This is a genomic window from Luteimonas mephitis DSM 12574 (genome assembly GCF_000422305.1).
GTDB lineage: Bacteria > Pseudomonadota > Gammaproteobacteria > Xanthomonadales > Xanthomonadaceae > Luteimonas > Luteimonas mephitis.
The window spans coordinates 37,513-49,654 of record NZ_AULN01000013.1 but is presented as its reverse complement, the minus strand read 5'-3'; the positions used below and the strand labels follow the sequence as shown (position 1 = coordinate 49,654).

The 12,142-nt window shown below is 70.7% G+C and carries 11 protein-coding genes; 7 read left to right on the top strand and 4 right to left on the bottom strand.

From position 1 onward, the window contains the following. Positions 1–69: 69 nt before the first annotated feature. The gene (htpG, locus tag H570_RS0102740) at positions 70–1,965 is read right to left on the bottom strand and encodes a molecular chaperone HtpG (RefSeq protein WP_027079411.1); all 1,896 of its coding nucleotides are present in this window, start codon (positions 1,963–1,965) and stop codon (positions 70–72) included. Positions 1,966–2,070: 105 nt separating this feature from the next. Next, the gene (locus H570_RS0102735; RefSeq protein ID WP_027079410.1) at positions 2,071–2,940 is read right to left on the bottom strand and encodes a hypothetical protein; all 870 of its coding nucleotides are present in this window, start codon (positions 2,938–2,940) and stop codon (positions 2,071–2,073) included. Between the two features lie 280 nt (positions 2,941–3,220). Here H570_RS0102735 and H570_RS16110 point away from each other — a divergent pair, with 280 nt between their 5' ends. The 5 genes from H570_RS16110 (at position 3,221) to H570_RS0102710 (ending at position 6,947) form a co-directional block, all read left to right on the top strand. Further along, complete coding sequence (locus H570_RS16110; RefSeq protein ID WP_051176033.1) at positions 3,221–4,690, top strand: pyridoxal phosphate-dependent decarboxylase family protein; 1,470 nt, start codon at positions 3,221–3,223, stop codon at positions 4,688–4,690. A gap of 125 nt (positions 4,691–4,815) precedes the next feature. Next, on the top strand, positions 4,816–5,793 hold the full coding sequence (locus tag H570_RS0102725) for a zinc-binding dehydrogenase (protein ID WP_027079409.1): 978 nt from the start codon (positions 4,816–4,818) through the stop codon (positions 5,791–5,793). Between the two features lie 144 nt (positions 5,794–5,937). Then, positions 5,938–6,165, top strand: coding sequence for a hypothetical protein (locus H570_RS0102720; RefSeq protein ID WP_027079408.1), 228 nt, complete (start codon positions 5,938–5,940; stop codon positions 6,163–6,165). 55 nt (positions 6,166–6,220) lie between these two features. Beyond that, on the top strand, positions 6,221–6,364 hold the full coding sequence (locus H570_RS18765; RefSeq protein ID WP_156899808.1) for a hypothetical protein: 144 nt from the start codon (positions 6,221–6,223) through the stop codon (positions 6,362–6,364). A 31-nt stretch (positions 6,365–6,395) separates the two neighbouring features. Then, positions 6,396–6,947, top strand: a complete 552-nt coding sequence (locus tag H570_RS0102710) for a YdeI/OmpD-associated family protein (protein WP_027079407.1) — start codon at positions 6,396–6,398, stop codon at positions 6,945–6,947. Positions 6,948–7,087: 140 nt separating this feature from the next. Here the strand turns inward: H570_RS0102710 and dbpA are convergent, their stop codons facing one another. After that, positions 7,088–8,470, bottom strand: a complete 1,383-nt coding sequence (gene dbpA / locus H570_RS0102705; RefSeq protein WP_027079406.1) for an ATP-dependent RNA helicase DbpA — start codon at positions 8,468–8,470, stop codon at positions 7,088–7,090. Positions 8,471–8,811: 341 nt separating this feature from the next. Next, positions 8,812–10,695, bottom strand: coding sequence for a DUF885 domain-containing protein (locus H570_RS0102700; RefSeq protein ID WP_036135126.1), 1,884 nt, complete (start codon positions 10,693–10,695; stop codon positions 8,812–8,814). A 407-nt stretch (positions 10,696–11,102) separates the two neighbouring features. Between H570_RS0102700 and H570_RS16105 the strand changes: the two genes are divergently transcribed. Further along, positions 11,103–11,423: a hypothetical protein gene (locus H570_RS16105; protein WP_051176032.1), complete on the top strand. Its 321-nt coding sequence runs from the start codon at positions 11,103–11,105 to the stop codon at positions 11,421–11,423. Positions 11,424–11,490: 67 nt separating this feature from the next. After that, entirely contained in the window at positions 11,491–12,090 is a 600-nt protein-coding gene (gene folE, locus H570_RS0102690; protein ID WP_027079404.1) for a GTP cyclohydrolase I FolE, read from the top strand. Positions 12,091–12,142: the final 52 nt, after the last annotated feature.

Sequence of the window (12,142 nt, the reverse complement as noted above, 5' to 3'; positions counted from 1 at the left end):
CAACGTCCGGCGGCGTCATCACCGCCGGATGTGCGTGGGCCCGCTGGCCTGATCGGGCCTGGCCCGCGGTCAGCCCGCCAGCAGCCGGTTCATCCGCTGCACGAACGCCGCCGGATCCGCCAGCGGCGCGCCGGCGGACAGCTGCGCCTGTTCCAGCAGCAGGGTGGCGAGGTCGGTCGCGCGGGCGTCGTCGGCCTCGCCGTCGACTCGCTGCAGCAGCGGATGCGCGGGGTTGACCTCCAGCGTCGGCTTGCTCTCCGGCACGTCCTGGCCGGCCTCGCGCAGCAGGTGCGCCAGGTGCGGGGCCATCTCCCACTCGGACATGGCCAGGCACGCCGGCGAGTCGGTCAGGCGCGCGGACACGCGCACGTCCTCGACGCGGTCGCCGAGCAGGCGCTTGAGCTTCTCCAGCAGCGGCGCGGCGGCCTTCGCGGCTTCTTCCTGCTTCTGCTTGCCTGCCTCGTCCAGCGGCAGCTCGCCCTTGGCGACGTGGCGCAGCGGCTTGCCGGCGTACTCGTGCAGGTGGCCGAGCATCCATTCGTCGATGCGGTCGGACATCAGCAGCACCTCGATGTCCTTCGCACGGAAGGCCTCGAGCTGCGGCGTGCCCGCGGCGGCGCGGTAGCCGTCGGCGGTGACGTACCAGATCGCCTCCTGCCCCGGCGCCATGCGGCCGACGTAGTCGTCGAGCGACACGGTCTGCGCGTCGCCGTCGCCCCGGGTCGACGCGAAGCGCAGCAGTTTGGCGATGCGCTCGCGGTTGCCGGCGTCCTCGACGATGCCTTCCTTGAGCGTGTTGCCGAAGGCCTTGAGGAAGGCGGCGAACTTCTCCGGTTCGTCGCGCGAGAGCTTCTCGATCAGGTCCAGCACGCGCTTCACGCAGGCGCCCTTGATGCGCTCGAGCTGGCGGTTGTGCTGCAGGATCTCGCGGCTGACGTTGAGCGGCAGGTCGTCGGCGTCCACCACGCCGCGCACGAAGCGCAGGTAGTTGGGCAGCAGCTCCTCGGCCGCGTCCATGATGAAGACGCGCTTGATGTACAGCTTCAGGCCCTTGCGCTCGTCGCGCCCGCCCATCATCAGGTCGAACGGCGGCTTCGCCGCCAGGTACAGCAGGGTGGTGAAGCTCTGGCTGCCCTCGACGCGGTTGTGGGTCCAGGCCGCGGCGTCGTTGAAGTCGTGGCCGAGCGACTTGTAGAAGGCCTGGTACTCCTCGTCGCTGATCTCCGACTTCGGGCGTGTCCACAGCGCGGAGGCGTCGTTGGCGGTTTCCCACGCGGGCGCGGCGTCGTCCTGCTTCGCGTCGTCGTCGTCGCCGGCCGGCGTTTCCTTCGGCATGCGGATCGGGAAGGCGACGTGGTCGGAGTACTTGCGCACCAGCCCGCGCAGCTTCCAGCCGTCGAGGAACTCGTCCTCGCCGTCCTTCAGGTGCAGCACCACGGTGGTGCCGCGCGCGGGCACGGTGGCGGCTTCGAGCGTGTACTCGCCGCGGCCGTCGCTTTCCCACTTCACGCCGTCTTCCGGCGCGGCGCCGGCGCGGCGGGTGAGCACGGTCACGCGTCCGGCGACCACGAAAGCGGAGTAGAAGCCGACGCCGAACTGGCCGATCAGGCGCGCGTCGGCCTTCTGCTCGGCGCCCATCGCCTCCAGGAAGCGGCGGGTGCCGGAGCTGGCGATGCTGCCGATGTTGGCCACCACCTCGTCGCGCGACATGCCGATGCCGTTGTCGGCGATGGTGATCGTGCGCGCGTCCTTGTCCCAGCTGACGTCGATGTGCAGCTCGGCGTCGCCGGCCAGCAGGTCGGGGTTGGCGATCGACTCGAAGCGCAGCTTGTCGCAGGCGTCGGAGGCGTTGGAGATCAGCTCGCGCAGGAAGATTTCCTTGTGCGAGTACAGCGAGTGGGTGACCAGGTGCAGGACCTGGGCGACTTCGGCCTCGAAGGGGCGGGTTTCGGTGGTGGTCGTCATGGGCAGGGATCCGGAGCGCATGGCAGATAGAGACGCGAATGTGCGTGCGCTGGCGCGGATTTCAAGCTGCGCGGGGATTGCGGGACCCGGCGCCGGCCCTGCCGCCTACCGGTACGCCCCCGGCCCGCTCCAGAGCACTTCGCCCAGCCGGTATACCCGCTGCATGGTGACCACGTCGCGGGCGTCGCCGATGGCTTCGAGTTCCGGCGAATCCGGTTCGACCAGGCGGCACGTGCCGGAGTCGCGATGCAGCGCGATCTCCAGCGGGCAGACCATGAGCCGGCGCGTGCCCGGCAAGGGAAGGAACAGTTCGGTCATGCCCTGATCGCGCCACGCGCGCAGGCGGGTTTCGTCGAGCAGATCGTAGTACACCCGGTAGCCGCCGACTTCCATGCTGGTGCCGGAGGAGGGGGCATCGCTGTTGTTGCGGCCGCGGCTGGCGGCGCGGCTGCGCGCCGGCCCGGCGTTCACCGGGGCGTGGTGTTCCGGGGCCATGCCCGGCGGCTGTCCCCACGCCAGGTCGGGGCGCTTCATCGGGACCTGCGGCGCTTCGGGTGGCGCCGCTGCCGGTGCGTCCGGCGGCTGCGGGACTTCGTCGGCGGGGGAGGGCTCGGGGCTGTCGGCGACGTCGACCACGCGCAGCGCTTCGGGCGCGTCGGCCTGGGGAACCGGCGTGGCCTGGATCCGGCTGGCCGCGGGCGCGGTCTTGCGCGGGGTGCGCGGCGGCGCCTTGCGCGGCGCCGGCGTGGTGCGCGCGGGCGGCGGGACGTCGAGCGACTGGTCGATGTAGGTGACCTGCAGCGCGCTGCCGCCGGCCGCGCCTTCAGGCTCCGACACGGTGATCGGCGGGGACCGCATCACCAGCAGCAGCAACAGCACGTGCAGCAGCACCGACAGCAGCGCGGCGATCCGCGACTGCAGGCGCGCGGTCGGGTCCGGTGGCGCGGCGGGTGGGCGACGCGGGGCCTGGCTCATGCCGGCGGGCGCGTCTTGCAGGGGTGGGACTTCACGCTTGCTCTGCGACCCGCGACATGGGGCGGCATCGTAACGCGCCCGCCGCGGTGCGCCCCAAGGACAGCAGCGCTCCCGGCTTGCGTCTGGAAGCGACGCCGGCGATGGAGCGGGGAATCCGCCTCCCGCGCCGGCGTTGCCAGCGGCAGGTCCGTGCGAGGTGAACCTGTCCGCCGGATCTAGACTTGGAGATGCCGCCAGCTTCGACCCCGGCGGCAACCCTTGCAGCAGAGGCACCGCGACCATGACCGACAGCGCCACGAACCACGATCCGGCCAACCTGGAACTGTCGCCTGACACCATGCAGGCGATGGCCGACCAGGTGCTGCAGCGCGTGCTGGCGCACCTGGCGGCGCTGCCGGAGGCGCCCGGCTGCGGCGACTACGACGGCATCGAAGCGCTGTGCCGGGCCATGCGCGAGCAGGCGCCGGAGCAGGGAACGGCGCTGGATGCACTGCTCGCGCCGCTGTTCGACGAATGGATCCCGCGATCGTTCACGACCAATGGCGCCGGATACCTGGCCTACATCCCGGGCGGCGGGATCTACACCGCGGCGCTGGCGGACTTCATCGCCGCGACCACCAACCGCTACACCGGCATCTGGGAAGCGGCGCCGGCGCTGGTGCAGCTGGAAGCCAACGCGCTGGACTGGCTGCGCGAATGGATGCGGTTCCCGCCGCAGGCGCGCGGGCTGTTCACCACCGGCGGCTCGTCGGCGATGTTCAACGCGATCGCCTGCGCGCGCGAGAAGCTGCTGGGCGTGGAAATACGCCGCGGCACGCTGTACGTGTCGTCGCAGTCGCACCACTGCATCACCAAGGCCGCGAAGCTGGCCGGCATCGCCCATGACCGCGTGCGCGTCATCGCCGTGGACGCGGACTACCGGATGCGCGTGGACGCATTGGAGCAGGCCGTCGCCGCGGACCGCGCGGCCGGGCTGCAGCCGTTCATGGTGTTCTCCACCGCCGGCACCACCAACACCGGCGCGGTGGACCCGTTGGAAGCCATCGCCGACCTCGCCGCGCGCGAAGGCCTGTGGCACCACGTCGACGGCGCCTACGGCGGCTGTTTCCACATGGTGCCGGGACTGCGACCGCTGCTTGCCGGGCTGTCGCGCGCCGACTCGCTCACGCTCGACCCGCACAAGGGCCTGTTCATGCCCTACGGCACCGGCGCGCTGCTGGTGCGCGACGGCGAGGACCTGCGCGCGCTGCATTCGGCGAGCGCCGGCTACCTGCCGGAGAACCAGGGCGAGTTCTACGACCCCGCGCAGTACGGGCCGGACCTGTCGCGCGGCTTCCCCGGGCTGCGCGTCTGGCTGACGCTGAAGTTCTTCGGCGCGGCCCGCTATCGCGCGGCGCTGGCCGAGAAGCGCGAGCTGGCGGTGTGGGCCGCGGAGCAGGTCGCGCGCATCCCGGGCATCGTCCTGGACGCGCCGCCGCAGCTGTCGCTGTTCGCCTTCCACCTCGAAAGCGCGGCGCTGCCGACCCTGGCCGCGCGCAACGAAGCCACCCGTGAACTCATGCGGCGCGTCACCGGGCGCGGCCGGGTGATGCTGACCGGCGCCAGCGTCGGCGACCGCTACCTCGGCCGTGTCTGCGTGCTCAGCTTCCGCACCCGCCGCGCCGACATCGAGGCGTGTGTCCGCTACCTGGCCGAGGAATCCGCGGCGCTGCTTGCCGAGGCCGCGGCGGGGCGACGGGCTGATCCGTGAAGCCGGCGCGCGGTGCAACGGCAGCCGTCGCAGCGACGCGAGGCCGGGACGGTGGAATCGCGCCGCCACGGCGGGCGGCCGGCGTGGTGTAGCGTGGCGGCCCAGTGCCTGACCGGAGACCGACCATGCGCAGCGCCATCCACCACACGTTCGGCGATCCAGCCCAGGTGCTGGTCGCGGCCGACAGCCCGATGCCCGAACCCGGCCCCGGCGAGGTGCGGATCCGCATGCAGCTGGCGCCGATCCACAACCACGACCTGTGGACCATCCGCGGGCAGTACGGCTACAAGCCGACGCTGCCGGCGATCGGCGGCAGCGAGGGGCTGGGCGTGATCGACGCGCTTGGCGCGGACGTCGAAGGACTCGCGGTGGGCCAGCGCGTCGCGGCCGCATCGGGCCGCGGCACGTGGGCGGAGTATTTCGTCGCGTCGGCGCGGATGGTCATCCCGATGCCCGACGCCATCGCCGACGAAACCGCCGCGCAGCTGATCGCGATGCCGCTCAGCGCGCTGATGCTGCTGGAGTTCCTGCAGGTGCCGCGCGGCGGCTGGATCGTGCAGAACGCGGCCAACGGCGCGGTCGGCAAGACCCTGGCGATGCTTGCGGCGGCGCGCGGCATCCGCGTGCTCAGCCTGGTGCGCCGCGATGCCGGCGTCGGCGAGATGGCCGCGCTGGGCGTGGACAACGTGATCTCCACCGCGGCGCCGGACTGGCGCGAAGCCGCAAAGGCGCTGCTCGGCGACGGGCTGGCGGGCGTGGCGGTGGATTCGGTCGGCGGCCAGGCCAGCGCCGACCTGATGGCGCTGCTGGGCGAGAACGGCGTGCTGGTGTCGTTCGGCGCGATGAGCGGCGAGCCGATGCAGGTCCCGTCCGGCGACATGATCTTCAAGCACGCAACGGTGAAGGGCTTCTGGGGCAGCAAGGTCAGCCGCGAGATGTCGGTGGCCGACAAGCGCCGACTGGTGGGCGAACTGATCCAGCGCGCGCTGGCGGGCGAGCTGAAGTTGCCGGTGGATACGGTGTTCGATCTCGCGCACGCCGCGCAGGCCGCCGCCGCGAGCATGCAGCCGGGCCGCAGCGGCAAGGTGATGCTGCGCGCCTGAGATCCGCGCTGCCAACGACGGCATGCGCCCGTTTCGTCGCTGCATCCGGCGTTTCGTCGCATTCCGCTTGCGGCCGTGCGCCGTCGCCGGGCACGGTGGCCGCTGCTGCGCGTGCAGCGCCGTGATCGTTCGCGAGGCCCGACCATGAAGACCCTTTTCGTCCTGCTGCTGTGGTGCGTGCTGCTGGTGCTGTGCTGGCCGCTGGCACTGCTGGCCCTGGTGCTGTGGCCGCTGGCGTGGCTGGTGTCGCTGCCGTTCCGCCTGGTCGGCATCACGTTCTCGGCGCTGTTCGCCTTCCTGTCCGCGCTGCTCACGCTGCCGGCGCGCGTGCTCGGCTGGCGCCCGCAGGCCGGAACGCCGGCGACTGCCTGAAGCGCAGGGTGGAACCCGCAAGGCGGATTCCGCGGCGCGCTGCAAAGTGGGTTCCATGGAAGGTCGCGAGGCGCATTGCGCCAAAAGCGGGACCGTTGCCGACGGCGCCTGGTCGCGCGCGTTCCGCGGACACACCTCCGGTGGTTCCGCCCTGCGCTGGCTGATCACGCCGCAGGTCGCATCCGGGATTCATGACTGAAGGATCGCCGATGCGGTGTACAGTTTCCGCCATGGCAAAGGCCAACGGCACGATCCGTTTCAAGGCGACACTGCTGCGCCCGGCGAACCCGAAGGGTGCGGCGTGGAGATTCCTCGTGCTGCCCGCGAGTGCGAGCGCGAAGCTGCCGACGCGCAGCATGGTGACCGTCGACGGCACCCTCGAAGCCCAGGCCTTCCAGGCGACGCTGGAACCCGACGGCCACGGCAGCCACTGGCTCAAGGTCGACAAGGCCCTGCGCGAGGCCGCCGGCGTCGACGTGGGCGACGGCGTCGCGCTCGAGATCGCGCCGGTGCAGGTCGAACCGGAACCCAGGGTGCCCGCCGACCTGCGCAAGGCGCTCGCGGCGAACCCCGAGGCAAAGGCGACGTGGTCCGACATCACGCCGGTGGCGCGGCGCGACTGGATCGCGTGGATCGTCTCGGGCAAGCAGGCCGAAACGCGCGGGAAGCGCATCGGCACCGCCTGCGACAAGCTGGCGTCCGGCATGCGCCGCGCCTGCTGCTTCGATCGCTCCGGCATGTACAGCAGGGGCAACATGGGCGCGCCTGAGGCCGCGGAATAGACAGGCCGTCGCCCGCGCTTTTGTAGGAGCGGCTTCAGCCGCGAGCCTTTGGAGCCGGGCAGGAACAACCGCCGGAACGGCGTGGGACCCGCCGAAGGCTCGCGGCTGAAGCCGCTCCTACGCGGGTCGGGCGGGTTCGGCTACAGCCGCTGCACGCGAAACTTGCGACCCTTGATCTTTCCGCTGCGCAGGTGCGCGAGCGCCTGTCCCACCTTCGCCCGCGCGATCGCCACGTAGCTGCGCGTGGCGAACACGTCGATCTTGCCGATCGCGTCCTTGTGCAATCCCGCCTCGCCGGTCAGCGCGCCGACGATGTCGCCGGGGCGCAGCTTGTCGCCGCGGCCGGCGTCGATGCGCAGCGTGGCCATCGCCGCGGTGGGGACATTGCTCGCCTTGCCGGCCAGCGGCTGCAGCTTCTCCCAGCGCAGCGGCTGGCCCTGGCGTTCCTCGATGGCGGTCGCGCGCGGCAGTTCGCGCGGCGTGCACAGGCTCAGCGCGAGGCCGCTGCGCCCGGCGCGCCCGGTGCGGCCGATGCGATGCAGGTAGGTGTCGGCGTCGGTCGGCAGCTCGTAGTTGACCACCGCGCCGATGTCCTCGACGTCCAGCCCGCGCGCGGCGACGTCGCTGGCCACCAGCACGGAGCAGCTGCGGTTGGCGAACTGCACCAGCACCTCGTCGCGGTCGCGCTGCTCCATGTCGCCATGCAGCGCGAGCGCGGAGAACCCGTAGTGGGCGAGCGAGCCGACCACCTCGACGGTGTCGGCGCGGGTGTTGCAGAACACCACCGCCGATTCCGGGCGATGGTGCAGCAACAGCGCGGCCAGCAGCGGCGCGCGGCGCGCGGGGTCGGCTTCGTAGAAGAGCTGCTCGATCGCGGCCGGCTGCGCACCATCGCCGACGCTGACCTCGAGCGCGTCGCGCAGCATCGCCTTGCCCAGCGCGCGGATCGCATCGGGGAAGGTGGCCGAGAACAGCAGGCCCTGGCGATCCTTCGGGGTGCGCCTGACCAGGTCGCGGATCGCATCCTCGAAGCCCATGTCGAGCATGCGGTCGGCCTCGTCCAGCACCAGCGTGCGCACGGTCTTGAGCGACAGCGCGCCCCTGGCCGCCAGTTCCTGCACGCGGCCGGGCGTGCCGACCACCACGTGCGGCGCGTGCGCCAGCGAAGCCAGCTGCGGCCCGAGCGGGATGCCGCCGCACAGGATCGAGACCTTGACGTTGGCGATGCCGGTGGCCAGCCGCCGCAGCTGCTTGCCGACCTGGTCGGCGAGCTCGCGCGTCGGGCACAGCACCAGCGCCTGGGTGTCGCCGCGCGCCGGGTCGAGCCGATGCAGCAGGCCCAGCCCGAACGCCGCAGTCTTGCCGCTGCCGGTCGGCGCCTGCGCGATCACGTCGCGCCCTTCGAGGATCGGCGGCAGCGACTGCGCCTGGACCGGCGTCGTCGCGGCATAGCCGAGCGCATCGATGCCCTGCAGCAGGGCCGGTGAAAGTGGGAGTGATGCGAAGGCGGCGGGCGTGGTCATGCGTGCATCATCGCAGGAGTTGGCCGCGAACCCGCGGGAGCGGCTTCAGCTGCGAGCTTTTGCTGTTGCCTCTCCCCCGCGCAGGCAGGGCGAGGTTGGGAGGGGGTGTCCACGGTTCGCGCTGATCCCAAAGGCGCCCTCCGCAACCCGCGCGGCCATCGAACACGGCACGATGGCGTTCGTCAGGCCACGGGCCAATGGCTCGCGAGCGGCCTTGCTCAGCCCCTGCTTTCGCGGCGGGAGGCAGCAAAAGCGCGCGGCTTCCGCCGCTCCTGCAAGGCAGGCGCGCGCGATAAAAAAAGGCCGGGCAGGTGCCCGGCCTTTCGCATCGACCGCGGCCGTCAGGCCGTGGTCTTTTTCTGCTTCGCAATCCATCCGTCCACGCGTCGCTCAAGCAGATCCAGCGGCAACGCGCCGCCGCCGAGTACCGCGTCGTGGAAGCCGCGGATGTCGAACCCTTCGCCCAGTTCGCTTTCCGCCTTCCGGCGCAGCTCCTGGATCCGGATCATGCCGACCTTGTAGGCCGTGGCCTGGCCGGGATAGACGAGGTAGCGCTGGATCTCGGACCTGATCGCCGCGTCCGGCACCGAACTGTTGGCGCGGAAGTAGTCCACCGCCTGCTGCTCGGTCCAGCCCTTGGCGTGCATGCCGGTGTCCACCACCAGGCGGATCGCGCGCCACATTTCCGACATCAGCCGGCCGTATTCGGAATACGGGTCCTCATAGGTGCCGGGCATCTCCTTGGCGAGCCATTCGGCGTACAGGCCCCAGCCTTCGCTGTAGGCGGTGGTGCGGGCCTGGGTGCGGAATCTGGGAATGCCCTTGAGCTCCTGCGCGATCGAGATCTGCATGTGGTGGCCGGGCAGGCCCTCGTGGTAGGCGATCACCTCGAGTTCGGTCTTCGGCATCGCGTTCATGTCCGACAGGTGCGCGTAGTAGATGCCTGGGCGCGAGCCGTCGGGCGTGCCGGGGTAGTAGTGCTGCGCGGCGCCGTCCTGTTCGCGGAACGCTTCCACGCGCTTGACCACGAGATCGGCCTTGGGCAGCAGGCCGAAGTACTCGGGCAGGTGCTGCTTGATGTTGTCGATGACCTCGGTGGCTTCATCGATGTAGGCCTGGCGGCCGGCGTCGGTATTGGGGAACAGGCGCGCGGGGTCGTCCTGCATGTGCTTGAAGAAGGCCTGCAGGTCGCCTTCGAAGCCGATCTGCGCCTGCACCTTCTCCAGCTCGCCGCGCAGGCGCTTGACCTCCGACAGGCCGAGCTCGTGGATCTGCTCGGCGGTCATGTCGGTGGAGGTGTTGCGCTTGAGCTGGTAGGCGTAGTACGCGGGGCCATCGGGGTGGGTCTGGCCGACGCCGGTCGGGTTCACGGCGGCCTTGGGCAGCTCGCTTTCGGCGAAGGCGATGATGCGCTCGTAGGCGGGCTTCACGTCTTCCAGCAGCGCCTTGCGCGCGTCTTCCTTCAGTTCCGCGGCGCGCTCGACGGTGATCTTGCCGTCCTTCGCCAATGCGTCGGCCTTGGCCTGGGCATCGGCCCACAGCGCGCTGTCCGTGCCGTCGTCGAACGGCGCACCGCTGATGACCTTGCGCGACTGGTCGATCACGCCCTCGTAGGCGAACTTCGGCGGACGGATGTCCTTGGCCGATGACGCGCGGCCTTGTTCGAGCAGCTGGTCGAAGGCCGTGCCTAACTTGCGCAGGCGCGAGACGTAGGCGACGTAGTCGGACTCTTCGTCGACCTTGTGGAAGTTGATCATGAACATCGGCGCCTGGCTCTGCATGCCGTTCATCTGGTCGAACGGATAGCCGTCGAGCAGGAACGGCAGGCCGTCGCGGGCGGATTCGTACTGCTTCTTCCACAGGTCCCAGGACAGCTGCGCCTCGGGATCAAGCTTGTCGTAGTCGAAGCCGGCTTCCATCTCCTCGACCGATGCCGCCTGCCAGGCCAGCTGCTTGCGCAGCCCGGCTTCGGACATGTCGTCGATCTGGTCGTAGAGCTCCTTGCGGCCGAGGAAGGTCAGCTGGATGGGGGTGAACCGGAGCTGCTCTTCGTACTTCCTGTCGAACCAGGCGTTGAGGCGCGCGGATTCATCCTCCTGGTCGCTGGTGGCGGCAGTGGCGGCGGCGCCGGTGGACGCGGCGTTGGCGGCGGGCTGCTTGCAGGCAACGAGGGCGAAGGGCAGCGCCAGCGCGAGTGCGATGACAAGGGGCTTGCGGGCGGACATGAAGCGCACGAGGCTCTCCTGAGCGGGGTGATCGCGCATTGTGCGGGCGGAAGCCAGGCGCGGACCACGGCAGAAGGTCATGCGCGGGACGCCCGCATCTTGCCCGCGCGTCGCGGGCGCGCGGCGCTGCGACGCAAACGGACGTGAACTGCGGCCAGGACGATGGCCACCTTGCTGTTGCGCGTCGCAGCGCGATCGGCCAGCCCCGCGTCGCGAGTCGCCGCGGCATGGCAACGATCCTTCGCGCGTTTCCTCGCGGTGACGCCCCGCCACGTTCAGGCGCCGGCGTCGAAGCTTCACGGCAAGGCCACCAGGCGATCGATAGCCTGAGCTGCAACGAACGCCACGACGGGCGCCCGCACGCGCACCAGCCGGACGCACGACCAACGTCCTTCGAGCACGTGACCATGCAACGCCACTGCCCCCCTCCCCAACCGCCATCGGACGGTTACGACGAAGCGCACTACCGCGCGCGTTATCGCGACGCGCCGTACTACTCGACCGGACGCAACTGGCGCGACTACGCCCCGGCGTACCGCTACGGATACCTCGCCCGCGAGGAGCATCCGGGCGAACGCTTCGAGGAAATCGAACCACAGCTGGCGCGAGACTGGCTGCGCTGCAAGGCCGATTCCCGGCTGCAGTGGACCGAGGCGCGCGGCGCCGTGCGCGACGCATGGCGCCATCACGACGACGTCGAGCCCGGCGCCGCGCACCGCGGACACTGAGCCACCCGCGCCTGCCAGGTGCTGGCGTCGCGCGGTACCATGCGCGTCCCCCCATCGGAGCCGCGCCATGGCCGATCCAGAGGAACAACGCAACGGTGTCGGCCGCCGGCAGGCCGAGGAAGCGGTCCGCACCCTGCTGCGCTGGGCCGGCGACGATCCGGCGCGCGAGGGCCTGCTCGACACGCCCAAGCGCGTGGTCGACGCCTACGGCGACTGGTTCAGCGGCTACGCCAGCGAGCCACGCGAGTACCTGGAGCGCACGTTCGAGGAAGTGGCCGGCTACGACGAGATGATCGTGCTGCGCGACATCGAGTTCGAGAGCCACTGCGAGCACCACATGGCGCCGATCATCGGCAAGGCCCACGTCGGCTACCTGCCCGACGGCAAGGTGGTCGGCATCAGCAAGCTCGCGCGCGTGGTCGATACCTACGCGCGCCGTTTCCAGGTGCAGGAGAAGATGACCGCGCAGATCGCGCACTGCATCCAGCACGTGCTGGCGCCGCGCGGCGTCGGCGTGGTGATCGAGGCCAGCCACGAGTGCATGACCACGCGCGGCATCCACAAGCGCGGCGTCAGCATGGTGACCTCGAAGATGCTCGGCGGGTTCCGCGACGATGCGCGAACGCGCGCCGAGTTCCTGCGCTTCCTCGACAAGACCGGGCGTTGAGCGGGCCCGGGATCTTGCACCAGGCAGCCGCAACCGCACCGCCAGCCTGAGT

Bases quoted from the DNA above. Each gene is read 5' to 3' on its own strand.
- H570_RS18765 (WP_156899808.1), top strand. From the start codon at position 6,221: ATGGAAGGTCGCGAGGCGCATTGCGCCAAAAGCGGGACCGTTGCCGAC.
- H570_RS0102725 (WP_027079409.1), top strand. From the start codon at position 4,816: ATGCGCAGCGCCATCCACCACACGTTCGGCGATCCAGCCCAGGTGCTG.
- folE (WP_027079404.1), top strand. From the start codon at position 11,491: ATGGCCGATCCAGAGGAACAACGCAACGGTGTCGGCCGCCGGCAGGCC.
- H570_RS16105 (WP_051176032.1), top strand. From the start codon at position 11,103: ATGCAACGCCACTGCCCCCCTCCCCAACCGCCATCGGACGGTTACGAC.
- dbpA (WP_027079406.1), bottom strand. From the start codon at position 8,470: ATGACCACGCCCGCCGCCTTCGCATCACTCCCACTTTCACCGGCCCTG.
- H570_RS0102720 (WP_027079408.1), top strand. From the start codon at position 5,938: ATGAAGACCCTTTTCGTCCTGCTGCTGTGGTGCGTGCTGCTGGTGCTG.
- H570_RS0102710 (WP_027079407.1), top strand. From the start codon at position 6,396: ATGGCAAAGGCCAACGGCACGATCCGTTTCAAGGCGACACTGCTGCGC.
- H570_RS0102735 (WP_027079410.1), bottom strand. From the start codon at position 2,940: ATGAGCCAGGCCCCGCGTCGCCCACCCGCCGCGCCACCGGACCCGACC.
- htpG (WP_027079411.1), bottom strand. From the start codon at position 1,965: ATGACGACCACCACCGAAACCCGCCCCTTCGAGGCCGAAGTCGCCCAG.
- H570_RS16110 (WP_051176033.1), top strand. From the start codon at position 3,221: ATGACCGACAGCGCCACGAACCACGATCCGGCCAACCTGGAACTGTCG.
- H570_RS0102700 (WP_036135126.1), bottom strand. From the start codon at position 10,695: ATGTCCGCCCGCAAGCCCCTTGTCATCGCACTCGCGCTGGCGCTGCCC.